15 protein-coding genes are annotated in these 16,255 nt (G+C 69.7%); 9 read left to right on the top strand and 6 right to left on the bottom strand.

The features are described 5' to 3' along the window. Nucleotides 1-114: 114 nt before the first annotated feature. Nucleotides 115-1,269 carry a GuaB3 family IMP dehydrogenase-related protein gene (locus tag ACIA8C_RS26150; protein ID WP_397139065.1) on the top strand — a complete coding sequence of 385 codons (1,155 nt, stop codon included), beginning with the start codon at nucleotides 115-117 and terminating at the stop codon, nucleotides 1,267-1,269. Between the two features lie 3 nt (nucleotides 1,270-1,272). On the opposite strand, the gene ACIA8C_RS26155 is transcribed toward ACIA8C_RS26150, so the two are convergent. Then, a complete protein-coding gene (locus ACIA8C_RS26155) occupies nucleotides 1,273-2,073 on the bottom strand; it encodes an alpha/beta fold hydrolase (RefSeq protein WP_397139067.1) in 801 nt (266 codons plus the stop codon). A 135-nt stretch (nucleotides 2,074-2,208) separates the two neighbouring features. On the opposite strand from ACIA8C_RS26155, the gene guaA reads away from it, so the two are divergent. Then, on the top strand, nucleotides 2,209-3,777 hold the full coding sequence (gene guaA, locus ACIA8C_RS26160) for a glutamine-hydrolyzing GMP synthase (RefSeq protein ID WP_397139069.1): 1,569 nt from the start codon (nucleotides 2,209-2,211) through the stop codon (nucleotides 3,775-3,777). A gap of 63 nt (nucleotides 3,778-3,840) precedes the next feature. On the opposite strand, the gene ACIA8C_RS26165 is transcribed toward guaA, so the two are convergent. Continuing rightward, the gene (locus ACIA8C_RS26165; protein ID WP_397139071.1) at nucleotides 3,841-4,053 is read right to left on the bottom strand and encodes a hypothetical protein; all 213 of its coding nucleotides are present in this window, start codon (nucleotides 4,051-4,053) and stop codon (nucleotides 3,841-3,843) included. Beyond that, on the bottom strand, nucleotides 4,046-5,638 hold the full coding sequence (locus ACIA8C_RS26170; protein ID WP_397139608.1) for a PspC domain-containing protein: 1,593 nt from the start codon (nucleotides 5,636-5,638) through the stop codon (nucleotides 4,046-4,048). The genes ACIA8C_RS26165 and ACIA8C_RS26170 overlap by 8 nt, the downstream gene beginning before the upstream one ends. A 278-nt stretch (nucleotides 5,639-5,916) precedes the next feature. On the opposite strand from ACIA8C_RS26170, the gene ACIA8C_RS26175 reads away from it, so the two are divergent. Both ACIA8C_RS26175 and ACIA8C_RS26180 read left to right on the top strand, forming a co-directional pair. Continuing rightward, on the top strand, nucleotides 5,917-7,200 hold the full coding sequence (locus ACIA8C_RS26175; RefSeq protein WP_397139610.1) for a PspC domain-containing protein: 1,284 nt from the start codon (nucleotides 5,917-5,919) through the stop codon (nucleotides 7,198-7,200). Between the two features lie 250 nt (nucleotides 7,201-7,450). Further along, nucleotides 7,451-8,086: a response regulator gene (locus ACIA8C_RS26180; RefSeq protein WP_397139612.1), complete on the top strand. Its 636-nt coding sequence runs from the start codon at nucleotides 7,451-7,453 to the stop codon at nucleotides 8,084-8,086. Nucleotides 8,087-8,114: 28 nt separating this feature from the next. On the opposite strand, the gene ACIA8C_RS26185 is transcribed toward ACIA8C_RS26180, so the two are convergent. Further along, nucleotides 8,115-9,236, bottom strand: a complete 1,122-nt coding sequence (locus ACIA8C_RS26185) for a serine/threonine-protein kinase (RefSeq protein ID WP_397139073.1) — start codon at nucleotides 9,234-9,236, stop codon at nucleotides 8,115-8,117. Nucleotides 9,237-9,605: 369 nt separating this feature from the next. Between ACIA8C_RS26185 and ACIA8C_RS26190 the strand changes: the two genes are divergently transcribed. Together ACIA8C_RS26190 and ACIA8C_RS26195 are read left to right on the top strand one after the other, a co-directional pair. Continuing rightward, nucleotides 9,606-10,382 carry a hypothetical protein gene (locus ACIA8C_RS26190; RefSeq protein ID WP_397139075.1) on the top strand — a complete coding sequence of 259 codons (777 nt, stop codon included), beginning with the start codon at nucleotides 9,606-9,608 and terminating at the stop codon, nucleotides 10,380-10,382. A gap of 121 nt (nucleotides 10,383-10,503) precedes the next feature. Further along, the gene (locus tag ACIA8C_RS26195; RefSeq protein ID WP_397139077.1) at nucleotides 10,504-12,111 is read left to right on the top strand and encodes a DNA polymerase Y family protein; all 1,608 of its coding nucleotides are present in this window, start codon (nucleotides 10,504-10,506) and stop codon (nucleotides 12,109-12,111) included. Here the strand turns inward: ACIA8C_RS26195 and ACIA8C_RS26200 are convergent. Further along, on the bottom strand, nucleotides 12,102-12,806 hold the full coding sequence (locus ACIA8C_RS26200; RefSeq protein WP_397139079.1) for a class I SAM-dependent DNA methyltransferase: 705 nt from the start codon (nucleotides 12,804-12,806) through the stop codon (nucleotides 12,102-12,104). The genes ACIA8C_RS26195 and ACIA8C_RS26200 overlap by 10 nt on opposite strands. A 184-nt stretch (nucleotides 12,807-12,990) precedes the next feature. On the opposite strand from ACIA8C_RS26200, the gene ACIA8C_RS26205 reads away from it, so the two are divergent. Both ACIA8C_RS26205 and ACIA8C_RS26210 read left to right on the top strand, forming a co-directional pair. Further along, nucleotides 12,991-13,746 (top strand): alpha/beta fold hydrolase, encoded by a 756-nt coding sequence (locus ACIA8C_RS26205; RefSeq protein ID WP_397139081.1) that lies wholly within the window; start codon nucleotides 12,991-12,993, stop codon nucleotides 13,744-13,746. A gap of 20 nt (nucleotides 13,747-13,766) precedes the next feature. Continuing rightward, on the top strand, nucleotides 13,767-14,639 hold the full coding sequence (locus ACIA8C_RS26210) for a sucrase ferredoxin (RefSeq protein ID WP_397139614.1): 873 nt from the start codon (nucleotides 13,767-13,769) through the stop codon (nucleotides 14,637-14,639). Between the two features lie 3 nt (nucleotides 14,640-14,642). Here the strand turns inward: ACIA8C_RS26210 and ACIA8C_RS26215 are convergent, their stop codons facing one another. Next, nucleotides 14,643-15,626, bottom strand: coding sequence for an SDR family NAD(P)-dependent oxidoreductase (locus tag ACIA8C_RS26215; protein WP_397139083.1), 984 nt, complete (start codon nucleotides 15,624-15,626; stop codon nucleotides 14,643-14,645). 156 nt (nucleotides 15,627-15,782) lie between these two features. Between ACIA8C_RS26215 and ACIA8C_RS26220 the strand changes: the two genes are divergently transcribed. Further along, the gene (locus tag ACIA8C_RS26220) at nucleotides 15,783-16,238 is read left to right on the top strand and encodes a hypothetical protein (RefSeq protein WP_396995754.1); all 456 of its coding nucleotides are present in this window, start codon (nucleotides 15,783-15,785) and stop codon (nucleotides 16,236-16,238) included. Nucleotides 16,239-16,255: the final 17 nt, after the last annotated feature.

Below are 16,255 nucleotides of genomic sequence, written 5' to 3' on the forward strand. Positions count from 1 at the left end.
GTCCGAGCTGTCGAAGCGCATGCGCCGCAGGCGCGAGTCTCGACAGCTCGGACGCGAGACTCCGGGGGCCACGAACACGCCGCGCCCGCGCGGCCAATAGATAGGAGTACAGACGTGCGCGACATGGTCGAGATCGGTATGGGCCGGACCGCCCGGCGTACCTATGAGCTGGACGATATCGACATCGTTCCCTCGCGCCGGACCCGCTCGTCGAAGCAGGTGTCGCTGTCTTGGCAGCTCGACGCCTACCGCTTCGAGATCCCGTTCCTCGCGCACCCGACCGACGCGCTGGTGTCGCCGGAGTTCGCTATCGAGCTCGGGCGCCTCGGCGGCCTCGGCGTCATCAACGGCGAGGGTTTGTGGGCCAGGCACGCGGATGTCGCGGCGAAGATCGATCAGCTGCTCGAGCTCGTCGGCAAGGGCGGCTACGAGCGGGCTGTCTCGCTGCTGCAGGAGCTGCACGCCGCGCCGATGCAGCCTGAGCTGCTCGCTGCCGCGGTGGCGCAGGTCAAGGCGGCGGGCGTGACAGTCGCGGTGCGGGTGAGTCCGCAGAACGCCCGCGCGCTGACTCCCGCGCTGGTGCAGGCCGGTGTCGACCTGCTCGTCGTGCACGGCACCATCATCTCCGCCGAGCACGTCGGTGACGGTGAGCCGTTGAACCTCAAGACCTTCATCGCCGAGCTGGATGTGCCCGTGGTGGCCGGTGGCGTCAGCGATCACCGGACCGCGCTGCATCTGATGCGCACCGGCGCGGCGGGCGTCATCGTCGGCTATGGCTCGTTCCAGGGCGCGACCACCACCCGCGAGGTGCTCGGCATCGGCGTGCCGATGGCTACCGCGATCGCCGACGCCGCCGCCGCGCGCCGCGACTACCTCGACGAGACCGGCGGGCGCTACGTGCACGTCATCGCCGACGGCGATGTGGAGACCTCCGGCCAGCTCGCCAAGACGATCGCCTGCGGCGCGGATGCCGCGATGCTCGGGGTGCCGCTCGCGGTGGCCGCCGAGGCGCCTGGTCGCGGCTGGTACTGGCCGTCGGCCGCCGCGCACCCCTCGGTGCCGCGCGGTTCGCTGCTCGGTGTCGAGTGGGAGCTGGACGACGGCACCGGCGACGCCGTGCGCCCCAGCCTCGAGCAGGTGCTGTACGGCCCCTCCGACGACCCGTTCGGCTCGCTGAATCTGGTTGGCGGGCTCCGTCGTTCGATGGCCAAGGCCGGCTACTCCGACCTCAAGGAGTTCCAGAAGGTCGGGCTCAGCGTTCGTGGGTGAGCCTTACCGGGCGTGCGAGGGGGTGATCCGTTCGCGCAGGAACTGGCGCATGGCGATGTTCACCGGTTCCGGGTGGGTCATGGTGACCGCGAGCCGGGCGCCCGGGATCTCCACGTAGCTGGCGGCGGCGAGTCCCTGGGTCAGCTGTCTGGCCCGGTCGGGCGGGATGCCGCTGTCGGTGGCGTGAATTACCAAGGCGGGACAGGTGATTTCGGACAACCGTTCCAGCACCGAGTCCCGGCTGAGCAGGCAGCCCGCCGCGACCTCGATGCCGCGGCACTCGCGCAGCAACCAGCGGGTGGTCCAGATCGTGCGGTACCAGTTGTCGTCGCCGATCAGCCAGGAGGCCAGCTGATTGACCGCCTGCTCGCGCGAGCCGTCGTCGTACCACTGCTCCAGGAACTGCTGGGTGGCGTCGGACTGCTCGGCGGTCGGGCCGTTGGCCTCGGTGCTGATCAGGATCAGCGCCGACACTCGTTCCGGCGCGATGAGCGCGGTGCGCAGCGCGGTGAAGCCGCCCTGCGCGGTGCCACCGACCACCGCGCGTTCGGCGCCGAGGTGGTCGAGCACGGTCAGCGCGTCGCGCGCCGCGGTCCAATAGGTGAACGGTAAACCCTCGTCCCTGGTGCGGCCGTGACCGCGCGCGTCCCACGAGACGATCCGGAATTCCGGTGCCAGCGCGGCCATCTGAGCCGCGAACATCGTCCGGTCCATGAAGAATTCATGTGCTAGCAGCACCACCGGGCCGCTCCCGCCGCTGTCCTCGTAGTGGATGTCGGCGTCGATCGCGCGGGCGAATGGCACGAGCACGAGGATAGTCAGCGGCACGGGGCGGGTGGTGCGATTTGCTGGCTCGGCTTTTTGCTTGCTGGACCTGGGCTCGGCGACGCTGCTGCGGGCGATGGTTCGACCGAGTTGGCGCGTCACTAAACTGTGCTGGTGGCAGATACACAGAGACCGGTCCTCGTCGTCGACTTCGGCGCGCAATACGCACAGTTGATCGCCAGGCGGGTCCGTGAGTCGAGTGTGTTCTCGGAGGTTATTCCGCACACCACCACGGTGGAGGAGATCGCCGAGCGGCAGCCGCTCGCTGTGATCCTGTCCGGCGGCCCGTCCAGCGTGTATGCCGAGGGCGCACCGCAATTGGACGCGCGGCTGTTCGATCTCGACATCCCCGTCTTCGGCATCTGCTATGGCTTCCAGGCGATGGCGCAGGCGCTCGGCGGCACCGTCTCGCACACCGGCACCCGCGAATACGGCCGCACCGAGCTGAGCGTCGACGGTGGCGTGCTGCACGGCGGCCTGCCCACCATGCAGCCGGTCTGGATGAGCCACGGCGACGCGGTCACCGACGCACCGGCCGGCTTCGAGGTCACCGGCACCTCCGCGGGCGCACCGGTTGCCGCGTTCGAGAACCGGGCCCGGCGCCTGGCCGGCGTGCAGTATCACCCGGAGGTCCTGCATTCGCCGCACGGCCAGCAGGTGCTCAGCCGGTTCCTGCACGAGATCGCCGGTATCCGCGCCACCTGGACCCCGGCCAATATCGCCGAGTCGCTGATCACCTCGGTGCGCGAGCAGATCGGTGCCGGGCACGCGATCTGCGGGCTGTCCGGCGGTGTCGACTCCGCGGTCGCCGCCGCGCTGGTGCAGCGCGCCATCGGTGACCGGCTCACCTGTGTGTTCGTCGACCACGGCCTGTTGCGGGCCGGGGAGCGCGAGCAGGTGCAGCAGGATTTCGTCGCCGCGACCGGTGCCAAGCTGGTGACCGTCGACGCGGTGGACAAGTTCCTCGGTGAGCTGAAGGGCGTCACCGATCCGGAGGAGAAGCGCAAGATCATCGGGCGGGAGTTCATCCGGTCCTTCGAGGACGCGGTCTCCGAGGTGGTCATCGAGCAGAGCGGCGGCGCTACGCCGAAGGTCGAGTTCCTGGTGCAAGGCACCCTGTACCCGGACGTCGTCGAGTCCGGCGGCGGCAGCGGCACCGCGAACATCAAGAGCCACCACAATGTCGGCGGCCTGCCGGACGACCTGGAATTCGACCTGGTCGAGCCGCTGCGCCTGCTGTTCAAGGACGAGGTGCGTGCCGTCGGCCGCGAGCTGGGCCTGCCCGAGGAGATCGTCGGCCGCCAGCCGTTCCCCGGCCCCGGACTTGCCATCCGGATCGTCGGCGAGGTCACCGAGGATCGACTGGTCACGCTGCGGCAGGCCGACGCCATCGCGCGCGAGGAGCTCACCGCGGCCGGGCTGGACAAGCAGATCTGGCAGTGCCCCGTGGTGCTGCTCGCGGACGTGCGCAGCGTCGGCGTGCAGGGCGACGGCCGCACCTACGGCCACCCGATCGTGCTGCGCCCGGTCTCCAGCGAGGACGCGATGACCGCCGACTGGACCCGGCTGCCCTACGAGGTGCTGGAGCGGATCTCCACCCGGATCACCAACGAGGTGGCCGAGGTCAACCGGGTCGTCCTCGATGTGACCAGCAAGCCACCGGGCACCATCGAATGGGAGTGAATCCCCACTAGCGCAACAGAAATGGCCCGTCCTTTCCAGGACGGGCCATTTTTGTCCGGTCGATCAGCGGTGTCTGCGCGGGGAGACCACCAGCACGATGCCGATGATGATGGCGGCGAGCACCACGATCCAGCCGACCGGGACCGCGCTGGAGGCGGGCCACGACTCGGGGCCGACGAAGGCCCACGCGCTCACGCCGAGCGCGAGCAGGCCGATGATGAGCAGCGAGGCGGACGGGCCGCGGCGCGACTCGGTTTCGGTGGACTTGTCAGCCACGGTGTACCTCCGCGTTTCCGGCTCGGACGTTGACATTCAGATCCAGCACGGGGTCGCCAGGTTTGTTCGGTCCGGTGATGCCGTTGTCGCACTTGGTATCACCCATGGCCGCGGTGCACTTGGCGCGCACTGTCATGCCTGCGGGCACCCACATCTGGAAGTCGCCCATCTGCACGTCGACGTCGATGGCGCGGTTCTCAGTCAGGTTCAGCTGCCGCAGATCCAGCGCGCCGGAGCCCATCGTCACCCGGTAGTTCGAGTGGAGCTCACTGACCGAGGTCGGTGTCCAGTTGTGCTCGCCCATCGCACCACGGTTGAAGTCGATCGGGCCGATCGCCGAGGCGAGCAGGACGAACCCGGCCAGCGGAGCGGTCAGCACCAGCAGGCCGTAACCGCGCCGCAGGAACGCGCCGAGCACCAGGCCGAGGCCGATCACCGCAAGCGCCACCGCCGCGATCCGGCCCGGCGTCATCCACTGCACACCCGAGGCGGTCAGTGCGCCCGCACCGGCGGCAGCGAGGATGGCGAGGCCGATGACCACCGGGGTCAGCCGGGAGCGCGGGCGCTTCGGCGGTGGCGCGACGACGGTGCGGACCGGGGTCGGCTCGGGCAGGTCCCAGGCGAGGGGCGCGACGCCGAGCGGGTCCCAGGAGGGCGGGGTGGTGCGGCCGATGGTGGCCGGGGTCGGTGGCTTCAGCGCGGAGGTGCCGCGCGGTGCCGAGTCTTTGCTGAGTGACGGGGTGCGGCCGTCTGCCGTTGTCGAGCCCGAGGTGTCGAGCGCCTCGGTGGCGTTGTCGCCTTTGTCGAGCAGAACGGTGGATTCGCCTGGCGCGTCGCCCTTTTCGAGTCGCGGCGCGGAATCGGCGCGCTGGTCGCCCTCGGGCAGCAGGACGGTGTCGGCACTTCGCACCTGGTCGGTGCCGCTCGGCGCGGAATCCCGCTGTGGCAGCACGGTTTCGGTGTCGCTCGGCGCTTCCGGTGTGTAGGCGTCCGGCAGCTTCGTGTACGGCGTGTACACGCTGGTCGGCGGCATATACATATCGCCTGCGGTGCGCTGCGCGCCCTGCGGGAAGACCGCGCCGGGGTAGCCGGTCGCCATGATTCCGCTGTCCGCGACGAGCCCGCTGAACTCGCTGGTGGTGCCTGGTGGCGGCTCTGGATTGCGCAGGTGCAGCATCCACCAGCCCGCCAGCATCAAGGCCATGCTGATCAGCCCGGAGCCGCCGAGGCCGACGCCGACCGGACCCATCGTGCTCACCGCGATGGCGAGCGCGACGATCAACACGATCGTCTTGGTCTGCGACTGCGAGCTCTGTCCCTTGCCGACCAGCGACTCCGCCGCCGACGACTCGTCACCGGCGGCGCTGAACAGCAGCCAGGCCAGCAGATAGAGCACGACCCCGGATCCACCGAATATCGCGGACACCACGAACGCCACCCGCACCAGCACCGGATCGACGTTGTAGCGCTGCGCGAACCCGGCCGCCACGCCAGCGATCGGCCCCTGCCGAGGCAACCGCACCGGCCGTGTCCGCCAGATCTGCTGGAGCTGATCCCCGAAGCTCGTTTTCGTCATGGTTCCCATCCTGTGCTTGACCAGCACATCCGCACATCGGGGAGAACCCTGAAGATTCTCCTGATCCTTTTGGAGTTGCCCGCTCAACGCAATCATCCGCTGAATGGCAGAAGATCAGGGAGATTCCTGATGGCTAGCTGTCGCCGGGTCGTGCCACTATCGAGAGCATGTACCCGTCTGCGCCCTCGTTCGACACCCGAGGGTTCGATGCCGCGCGGGGGTTCGACGCCGGGCGCGGTTTCGGGCCCGCGCCGGTGTTGGACCCGGCCAGGCCGCCGCATCCCCGGATGGTGCGGCGCTCGGGCGGGCGGATCGTCGGTGGCGTGGCGGGCGGTATCGCCGACCACCTCGGGATCGACGTATTCAAGGTGCGGATGGCCTTCGTGCTGCTGTCCGCGTTCGGTGCGGGCATCGTCTCCTACGGGTTGCTGTGGATCTTCACACCGGGCGGCTCGGATGTGGCGAAGGCGTCCGGCTCCGAACGGCGCCAGGCGATCGGGCTGGCGATGCTCGGCATCGGCCTTGCCATCGGGGTGTCGTGGCTGTTCAGCGGGACCGCGGCGAGTGTGATCGCACCCATCATCGTCGTCGCCATCGGCGCGGCGCTGGTGTGGCGGGAGTACGACGCGGACGGCCCCCGGTCGCTGCTCGGCCTGCCCGCGCGGCCCTCGGTGGTGACCTGGGCGCGCATCGTCGCGGGCGGCACGCTGATCGTGGCCGGACTCGGCGTGGTGGTGCTGGCCAGGATCGATCTGAGCTCGCTCGGGTCCGCGTTGATCGCGGTGGCGGTCACGCTGGTCGGAGCCGGGCTGCTGACGGTGCCGCTGTGGTTGCGCATGATGCGGGCGTTGAACGCGGAACGTTCCGCCCGGATCCGCAATGAGGAACGCGAGGAGATCGCCTCGCACCTGCACGATTCGGTGCTGCAGACGCTGGCCCTGATCCAGCGCCAGGCCGAGGACCCGCAGGAGGTGGTGCGGCTGGCCCGCAGCCAGGAGCGGGAACTGCGCAAGTGGTTGTTCGAGGATTCCGGTCCGGCGCAGTCGAGCCTGGCCGCCGCGCTGCGCACCATCGCGGGCGAGGTGGAGGACCAGCACGGCGTGCAGGTGACCCCGGTGACCGTCGGCGATGTGTCGATGGACATCGGCGAGACCGGCGCCGGCCTGCCGAAGGAGCACTTCACCGCGCTGCTCGGCGCCAGCAGGGAGGCGCTGGTCAACGCGGCCAAGCACGCGGGAGTCCCGGAGATCGACCTGTTCGCCGAGACCGAGCCGCATCAGGTGAGCATCTTCGTGCGTGACCGCGGCGCCGGTTTCGACACCACCGCGGTACCGCAGGACCGGCAGGGTCTGGCCAAGTCCATCCGCGGCCGGATCGAACGCCGCGGCGGCCAGGTGGAGATCCTGTCCACCCCCGGTCGCGGCACCGAGGTACGAATCACCATGCCGCGCACGGATTCCGGCGGTGAGGAAACAGCAGACGAAGCGAGCTCCGCTGCGGCGCCGGAGAATTCGTCCACGCTGCCGTACGTCACCGCGACCGGACGGCATCCGGGCCTTCCGGATAGCTGATTTCGAAGGACATGGGTAACTCGCCGGGTACCGACTGACCCACTCACCACATCACCGTCGGTCGCCAACGGCCCTATCGTGGCACCTAGGTCTGGCCTGAATACGCGGGGAGGCGGGGGAGCTTTCGCGCGGACATGGGTAACTTGTCGGGTACGGGCTAACGTGGCTACTACATAACCGCCAGCCGCCAACGTTACTAACGCGGCACCTAGGTCTGGCCTTATTACGCGGAGAGGCGGAGAGCGTGGCTGTGCGGGTCTTTCTTGTTGATGATCACGCAGTGTTCCGGTCGGGTGTGCGAGCGGAGTTGAGCAGGGAAACCGACATGGAAGTCGTCGGCGAAGCCGGTGGTGTGGCCGAGGCGATCGCGGGGATCAAGGCGACGAATCCCGATGTGGTGTTGCTCGATGTGCACATGCCCGATGGTGGCGGCGTCGCGGTGCTCGCCGGTATCGAGCAAGGCCCGGTGTGCCTGGCGCTCAGTGTGTCCGATGCCGCCGAGGACGTCATCGCGGTGATCCGGGCGGGCGCCAGAGGCTATGTGACCAAGACGATTTCGGGTGCCGAACTGGCCGACGGTATCCGCCGGGTGTCCGGCGGTGACGCGGTGTTCAGCCCGCGGCTTGCCGGTTTCGTGCTCGACTCGTTCACCGGGAAGTCGCAGGTGCCCGAGCCGCCGCTCGATCCGGAACTGGATTCGTTGACCCCGCGTGAACTCGAGGTGTTGCGCCTGCTCGCCCGCGGCTACACCTACCGCGAAATCGCCGAAAACCTGTTCATCTCGGTGAAAACCGTGGAGACCCACGCCTCCAACGTGCTCCGCAAAACCCAGCAGTCCAACCGCAACGCGCTCACCCGCTGGGCGCATCACCGCCGCATCGACTGAACCGTCAGCCGCGTTGGCGGGCAGGGGTTTACATCACCGCGATGATGATCGCGATGATGATGACCAGGCCGATCAGCAGGCCGACGGCGATCGCAAGTGGCGCGTTGCTCGCCTGCGGCGGCTTGGTCCGCTGCGGCGCGGGGGCCGCCGAGGCGCCCACCGGGGCGCGATGCGGCCGCGGCAGCGGGGTCGAGTGCGGACTGCGCAGGCCGGACGCCGAATTCCGCGCCGCCCACGCCGGAATCGTGCCGTCCTCAGTGCGCACCGGCGCGCCGAGAATGTACGGCCCCGTGCCGGGACCGAAGGCGGCGGTGAGGATTTCGTCCCTGGCCTCGGCCATCGTCGGCCGTCGCTGCGGCGCGGGCTCCAACATGTGCAGCAGCGCCTCGGTGAGCATCCCGCTGCGGGTCGGTGGAATGATCTGCGCCATGGCCGCGCGGTGCACCAGGACATCGCTGTCCTCGTCGAGGCCGAACGGCGGCTGCCCCTCGATCGCGGTGTACAGCGTTGCGCCGAGGGAGAATACGTCGCTGGCCTTGGTCGGCTGTGCGCCGCGCGCCACCTCCGGCGGCAAGTAGGCGGGGGTGCCGGTGATCACGCCGTCGGGTTCGTCGGAGTGCTCGCCCGCGCCGCGCGAGATGCCGAAGTCGCTGAGCTTGGCCATGCCGACGATCGGACCGCGGTCGGCGACAAGGATATTGCCGGGCTTGATGTCGCGGTGCGTGATGCCCGCCGCGTGCGCGGCGGCCAGCGCGTCGGCGACCTGCGCGCCGATCTGCGCCACCTCGATCGGCGGCAGCGTGTCCACCAGCGCGAGCGCCTTGGCCACGCTGCGCGAGGGTAAGTGCTCCATCACCAGCCAGGGCTCGCCGGCCTCGAGCACCACGTCGTACACGGCGATCGCGTGCTCGTGCGAGAGCTTGGCCGCGACCCGGCCCTCGTGCATGATCTGCGCGCGGATCTCGTTGGCCTCTTCTTCGCCGAGCCCGGCCGTCGAGATGACCTGCTTGATGGCGACGTCCCGGTCGAGCAGCCGGTCGTGCGCGAGCCAGACCGCGCCCATGCCACCGCCACCCAGCTTCGACTGCAGCCGGTAGCGCCCTGCGACGAGATAGTCGGGGCCGACAATGGGACGAGCGCGTTCGGTCACGGTGCGAGGGTAGCGGAAAACAGGGTGGGCTACGGGGTTTGCTGACACGAACGGCCGCCGTTTCTATGCCTGGCGTGGTAGTCGAGCTGTGGGGGAGGTCGGCGGCGTTCGTCACTGTGACACGGGTTGTCCTGCTTGCCGCCGCGGATAACAGCTGAGCAACTGACCGACCAGCGGTTACAACGGCATCGTTGCGAAATCGCGGTGCCGGGGGTGCGGCCTTGACGGAACCCGGGGGTCGGTTTCTACTGAGCAGGTATCGAACGTATATTCGATACGGATCGATAGCTGAATCGGTGCTGATCCCTCGTTCGTGGGGTCGTTCCGTACGCGTCGCCTTGGGTCCATCGTGGGAAGTAGGTGGTAGGGATGGGTTCGGATGCGAAACCGCAGGAGGGGGCACGGCCGCTCGGGGGCGGGCGGGAGAACCCGCCGACGCTGGCTGAACTGCGCAGCAGAATGGCCGCGATACCGGGTCGCGGCGAGGCGGCGGCCGAGCGCATTCCGCTCGACGCCGAGCTGCGCCGGGAGTCGCTCGCGGTGCCGCCCGCGCTCGCTGAGCTGTTGCCCGGCGGTGGCCTGGCCAAGGGTTCCGTCGTGTCCTACACGGGTGCGCGTTCGCTGCTCGCCGGGCTGCTCGCCGCGGTGACCGAGGACGGCGGGCATGCCGCGGTGGTCGGGGTGCCCCGGCTCGGCCTGCTCGCCGCGGTGGAGATGGGCGCTCAGCTGGAACGGCTGGCCGTGATCCCCGACCCGGGCCCGGACCCGGTGGAGGTGGCCGCCGTGTTGCTCGACGGCCTCGACCTGGTCGTGCTCGGCCTCGGGGGCGGTGCCGTCGCCCCTGCCCGCACCCGGGTGATCGCCGCCCGCGCCCGCAACAAGGGCACCACCCTCGTGGTCACCGACGGCCGTTGGCCCGGCGCCGCCCTGCATCTCGACGCCCGCATCGCCGGTTACGCGGGCCTCGGTCACGGCCGCGGCCGCCTGCGCTCCCTCGGCCTCGAGGTCGAAGTGCGGGGCAAGGCCGGCCCACCCCGCCGTGGCCGTCTGGACCTGCGCTCGAACTCCGGCCGCGTCGAATGGGCGTTGCACGAGACACCCACGCGCATCGCGATACCGGTCGATGCCAATGAGGCGGTCTCGTGACGGCGCAGCTATGGCCGCTCGCCCGTGCGCTGGGCGGAATGTGCTCAGCTTCGCCGCTGTCCGCGCCGCCGGCCCTCGCTGTTGGCGCTCGCGCCGGAGCCGAGATGAGCGGTACGGCACCGTGATTCCGCCCAGCCGAGAGAAGGCGGCGGCCCGGGTATTGGCGCTGTGGTGTCCGGATTGGCCCGCGGTGGCCGCTGCCGCGGTGGCGCGGTTGTCCGCGACTCAGCCGGTGGCGGTGCTCTTCGCCAATCGGGTGATCGCGTGTTCGGCGATCGCGCGGGCCGACGGGGTGCGGCGCGGGTTCAAGCGGCGGGAGGCGCAGGCGCGGTGCCCGGATCTGTTTCTCGCACAGGCGGATCCGGATCGGGACGCGCGGTTGTTCGAACCGGTGGTCGCGGCCGTCGACGCGACGGTGCCCGGGGTCGAGGTGCTGCGGCCGGGCCTGCTTGTGCTCGGGGCACGCGGCGCCGCACGGTTTTTCGGTTCCGAGGAGGCGGCGGCCGAGCGGCTCGTCGACGCGGCGGCGGCCACCGGGGTGGAGGCGCAGATCGGCATCGCCGACGAACTGTCCACGGCGGTGATCGCCGCCCGGCGCGGCGCGATCGTGCCCGCCGGGGCCGGCGCGAAGTTTCTCGCGCCGATGCCGGTGCGCGAGCTCGCGGTCGAGCCGAGCCTGGCCGCACCGGAACGCAGCGATCTGGTGGATCTGTTGCACCGCTTGGGTTTACGCAGGATCGGCGATTTCGCCGCACTGACCCCCGGCGAGGTCGCCTCGCGGTTCGGCGCCGACGCCGTGCTCGCACATCGCTGTGCGCGGGCACAACCCGAGCGCCCGCCTTCCGCGCAGCCGCCACCCAAAGACCTGACGGTGCAGTACCGCTGCGACCCGCCGATCGAGCGGGTCGATGCCGCCGCCTTCGTGGGTCGCCTGCTCGCCACCAAGCTGCACGCCGAGCTCTCGAACGCCGGGCTGGCCTGCACCCGATTGTCGATTTTCGCGGAAACCGATGCGGGAGAGGAACTTTCCCGCATCTGGCGGTGCGCGGAACCGCTGACCCCGGACGACACCGCCGACCGGGTGCGCTGGCAGTTGGACGGCTGGCTCACCCGACGCGACCGGCCCACCGCGCCGGTCACCCTGCTGCGCCTGGAACCGGTCGAGGTGGTGGCGGCGGGCGCGCTCCAACTCGGGCTGTGGGGCGGCGTCGGCGAGCAGGACGAACGGGCCAGGCGCGCGCTGATCCGGGTGCAGGGTCTGCTCGGCGGCGAGGCGGTGCGGGTCGGGGTGCTCAGCGGCGGTCGCGGGCCCGCCGAGCGGATCACCCTGGTCGCGCTCGGCGACGAACCCGTCCCCGCCGCCGACCCGGCCTTACCGTGGCCGGGCAGGCTGCCCGAGCCCGCCCCCGCTCTGCTGCTGCTCAACCTCCCGCTGGTCCGCCTGGAAGCCGAGGACGGCGCCCCGATCCAGGTCACCGAACGCGCCATGTTCAACGCCGACCCATCCCGCCTGAGCTGGGGCAGCAGGCAGTGGCGGCTGACCGGCTGGGCCGGCCCGTGGCCGGTCGACGAACGCTGGTGGGTGCCGGAAACGGGCGAGAATGACGACACCCCAACCACTTTCACCGCCCGAGCGCAGGTCCAACTCGACGGCGAACCGGCCGACGTCCGGGTGCTACTGCTCGTCTATCACGACGAGATCTGGCGTGCGGAAGGACTTTACGACTGAGGCCTGGTCCACACCGTCGCCATCGTGAACGGTTGTCCGCGCAGCTCTTTCCATTTCGGCTTGGCCGTGAGCCAGGTGTCGTCGATCAGCGTCTCGGTGAGTTCGGTGAGCACCCAGCCCGCGTCCAGCGCCGCCGTCACGTGCTCGCTGAGCAGGTGCAGGTTGGTGCTGATCGCCACCGGCTCGCCGCCCTGGGGCGTGTAGTGCGTCGGCATCCCGGTCGTCATCATGAACTGCGGGTGGAAGCTGACCAGGACGCACCGCGCGCCGGGTGCGGCCAGCCGCCACGCCTCGGCGTAGAACGGTGCCAACTCGGGCAGGTGCTCGTCGATCAACGACGCGATCACCAGGTCGTAGGCGCCACCCGTCAGTCCGGTGTCCCGCACGTCCGCCTGGGTGAGCGTGGTGTGTGCCGCACGCTCCTTCGCCCGCGCCAGCATCCCCGCACTCACATCGACCCCGTCGATATGGGAAATGCCCTGCGCACGCAGCCAAGCCCCGGTCCGCCCGGTCCCGCACCCCAGATCGGCGGCTTTGCGCACCCGGGGCCACTCCGGTCGTCGCAGCCGGTCCAGCAGGACGAGATCCATCTCGTCCATAACAGTCTGCTCGTACGTGGGCGCCCACCCGTCGTATCCGGTGGCGACATCGACGGTGGGATAGTTTCGGCGGTCGTAGTCCGCGAATGACGGCATGCGCGGAGTATTTCGCGGCGCAAAGGGATTCGCCAGCTGTTTCTTTCGGGGCACCCGCGCCGAGACCGGCCGACCAGCGAAGTTCGCGAAGCGCCGTCCGGACCTACGATGTGGCGCCCGGCTCACGTGATCCGTGCGACAGGTCCCAGGCCGGTAGCTGACAAGCCCAGTACGATCGAAGATCGTGGATCTCACGGTGACCAGACTCGACTTCGGTGACGTGCGGATCGCCTACCGGGATTCGGCGGCGACCGCGGGTTCCGACGTGCCCGTGGTCCTGGTGCACGGCATGGGCGGAGACGGACACACCTGGGACCGATTCGCCCGCGAACTGATCCAGGCCGGTCGCCGGGTCATCATTCCCGACCTGCGCGGCCACGGCCGCAGCTCGCACACCGATTCCTACCGCTTCGACGAATTCGGCGCCGACATGCGGAAACTGTGCGACCGGCTGGAACTGTCCACGGTCGATATGGTCGGCCATTCGCTGGGCGGCTACGCGGTCTCCCGCGTCGCGCAGGAGCGGCCGGAGCTGGTGCGCAGGCTCGTCATCGAGGAGTGCCCGCTGCCGTTGCAGTCCGGCGCCGAGGAACTGCGGCTGACCCGCCGCTTCCCGAGCGTTCCGGAACTCTGGCACGCGACGAGCAGCCTGGCCAGGCATCCGCGCGCGGTGCTCGCCTTCGACCGGTCCATGACCAGGACCGCGCTGGAACAGTTCCGCAAGCCGAACCCGGAATGGTGGGACCGGCTGCCCGACATCACCGCGCGGACGCTGGTGCTGCGCGGCGGCCCCGGCGGCATGGTCGACCCGGTCAAGCTGGCGCTTGTGCGTGCCGCCATCGCCGACTGCACGGTCACCGTCTTCTCCGCCGGTCACAGCATCCACCGCGACCACTACCGCGAGTTCGCGGCCGTCGTGCATCCGTTCCTCGCAACGTGAGCAACACCGGCTTCGAGGGGATGCTCTGTTCGGCCGCCGCGACGGAAACGCCGCTGCCGGGGACCGCTACCCAGGTGACCGGCTGGTTGTGTGTCGAACACCCCGGCGCGTGGGGTCGCGATGTGATCGGCGACGAGGTACTCGGCCCGGAACTCACCCCCGAGCTTGCGGCCCGCACCGCCGCCGCGCACGTGCGCCCGACCCTGATCCGTCGTCCCGGCCGCAACGAATTCAACGGCACCCGAACGGTTTTGCTGGCCAGCTCACGTCCGGAGGGTTCCTGGTGCGAGCGCTTCGAGATCACCGACCTGAAGCAACTGCTCGATATCGACCTACATCTGTTGACCGGTCAGGCGCCGGGAATCGGTGTGCCCGTACGTGATCCGCTGGTACTGGTGTGCGCGCACGGAAAGCGTGACCAGTGTTGCGCGTTGCTCGGCCGCCCCATCGCCGCCGAGCTTGCCACGAAATACCCTGGGCAAGTGTGGGAGTGCTCGCACACCGGCGGCCACCGCTTCGCACCCGCCTTGGTGCTGTTGCCCTCCGGACTCACCTACGGCCGACTCGACGCCGCGACGGCCGAGGAGATGGTCGAGGCCGCCCGCCGCGGCCAGGTCTCGCTGACCGGCCTGCGCGGCCGCAGCTGCTATCCGCCGCTGGAGCAACTCGCGGAAGTCGCTGTGCGCGAACAGGTTTGCGCCGCCACCAACGACCTCACGGTCGTGCCAGACCATGCCTCGGCCGATGCCGCACTCGTCACTCACCGCGACGGCCGCCGCTGGCGAGTAACCGCCCGCACCATCGCTTTTCCGCCACGGCAGGCCAGCTGCAATGCCGCTGCCAAACCGGTAACCGGGCTGGCGGTCGACACGGTCCAGCAGCTCGTCGACTGACCGTTACCAGTGGGTGCCGGGAACCCAGCGCGCCGCGCGGCGGATGGCGGTGCCGGTGGCTCGACGGGCCGCCGAGCGAGGTCGCGGTTCGCGCTCGGGCACAACGGGTTCCGCGTTGTCTTCGGTTTCCTCCACCTGCTCGCCCTTGGCGGCGGGGGAGTCCGGCAGTGCGCGGTAGTAGCGATGCAGGATGCGGTCGCGGAACTTGGGGGTGAGCAGGGCGCCGTATTCGGCGAAGGTGCCGATCGGCACGTCGATGCGCTTGGGGCGTTCGGTCAGCGCGCGCACGATCGTCGCGGCCGCCCACTCGGGGGATTCGGCAGGCTGACCCTGATCGCCGCTAGGGGTGATCATCGGGGTACGCACCAGCGGCATGTGGATGGTGGTGAAGGTGACGCCGTCGGCCATGGTCTCCACCGAGGCCACCTCGGCGAACTTGTCCAGCGCCGCCTTGCTGGCCAGGTAGGCGGCGAAGCGTGGCGTCGCCACCTGCACGCCCGCGCTGCTGATATTGACGATGTGGCCGAACTTGCGCTCGCGCATCTGCGGCAGCAGGGCCAGCGTCATGCGCAGCGCGCCGAAGTAGTTGACCGCCATGGTGCGTTCGAAGTCGTGCAGCCGGTCGGTGGAGCGGTGGATGGCGCGGCGGATGGACCGGCCCGCGTTGTTCACCAGCATGTCGACGTGGCCGTGCTCGTCGAGAATGGTCTTCACGGCGTGGTCCACCGAGTCGGAATCGGTGACGTCACACTGGTATCCGTAGGCGCTGCCGCCCTCGGCCCTGATCTCGTCGACCACCGCCGCGAGCTCGTCGGCGCGGCGCGCGAGCAGGAACACGGTGGCGCCCTTGCCCGCAACGGCGATCGCCGCCGCCTTGCCGATGCCGGAGGAAGCGCCGGTGATCAGGACATGCCGCCCGGAGATGTCACGGTTGCGACGGCCGCGCCGGGTCTCGGGCGGGCTGGCATCAGCGGATGCGTCACTCATCGCTGCTCCTTTGCAAGGTGGGGTGACCTGAACTTACTCCGAAGTAAGTTTACTCGCCAAGTGGAACGCATCACTTTTCGGGGCTGGGGTCGAGGTGGTGAACACGGGCGGAACAACCTCTCGAAATCGATCGAACATATGTGCGATACTCACCGCATGGCGGACGATCGGATGGCGGAAATCTTTGCCGCGGTGCGGCTCGGTGGTGGGGACCAAGCGGCGGCGCGACAGGCGCTGGAAAAGTTGTGGGACGAGATCGGTGAGGGCGGTGATCCCTTGCACCGCTGCGTGATCGCGCATCACCTCGCCGATCTACAGGACACGCCTGCCGACGCGCTGCTCTGGGATCGGCGGGCGCTTGCCGCGGTATTCGGCCCCGGCATCCCCCTGGACGAAGGACTCCGCAGCTTCCTCCCCTCGCTGTACCTCAACCTGGCCGACAGCCACCGCCGCGTCGGCGACTTCGAAGCCGCCCGGATGCAGCTGGCCATCGCCCGCGGCCACCTCGACGTCCTTGCCAACGACGCCTACGGCGCCCTGATCCGGGCCGGCCTCGACCACGTCGACGCGGCGCTCGCCGAGGGCTCGACGGCGCCGCTACCGACCAACTGATCCGTCCGAGGAGGTAT

The organism is Nocardia sp. NPDC051321 (assembly GCF_044455225.1).
Classification (GTDB): domain Bacteria; phylum Actinomycetota; class Actinomycetes; order Mycobacteriales; family Mycobacteriaceae; genus Nocardia.

Bases quoted from the DNA above. Each gene is read 5' to 3' on its own strand.
- ACIA8C_RS26210 (WP_397139614.1), top strand. From the start codon at position 13,767: ATGCTCTGTTCGGCCGCCGCGACGGAAACGCCGCTGCCGGGGACCGCT.
- ACIA8C_RS26170 (WP_397139608.1), bottom strand. From the start codon at position 5,638: ATGGGAACCATGACGAAAACGAGCTTCGGGGATCAGCTCCAGCAGATC.
- ACIA8C_RS26200 (WP_397139079.1), bottom strand. From the start codon at position 12,806: ATGCCGTCATTCGCGGACTACGACCGCCGAAACTATCCCACCGTCGAT.
- ACIA8C_RS26175 (WP_397139610.1), top strand. From the start codon at position 5,917: ATGGTGCGGCGCTCGGGCGGGCGGATCGTCGGTGGCGTGGCGGGCGGT.
- ACIA8C_RS26215 (WP_397139083.1), bottom strand. From the start codon at position 15,626: ATGAGTGACGCATCCGCTGATGCCAGCCCGCCCGAGACCCGGCGCGGC.
- ACIA8C_RS26190 (WP_397139075.1), top strand. From the start codon at position 9,606: ATGGGTTCGGATGCGAAACCGCAGGAGGGGGCACGGCCGCTCGGGGGC.
- ACIA8C_RS26220 (WP_396995754.1), top strand. From the start codon at position 15,783: ATGGCGGACGATCGGATGGCGGAAATCTTTGCCGCGGTGCGGCTCGGT.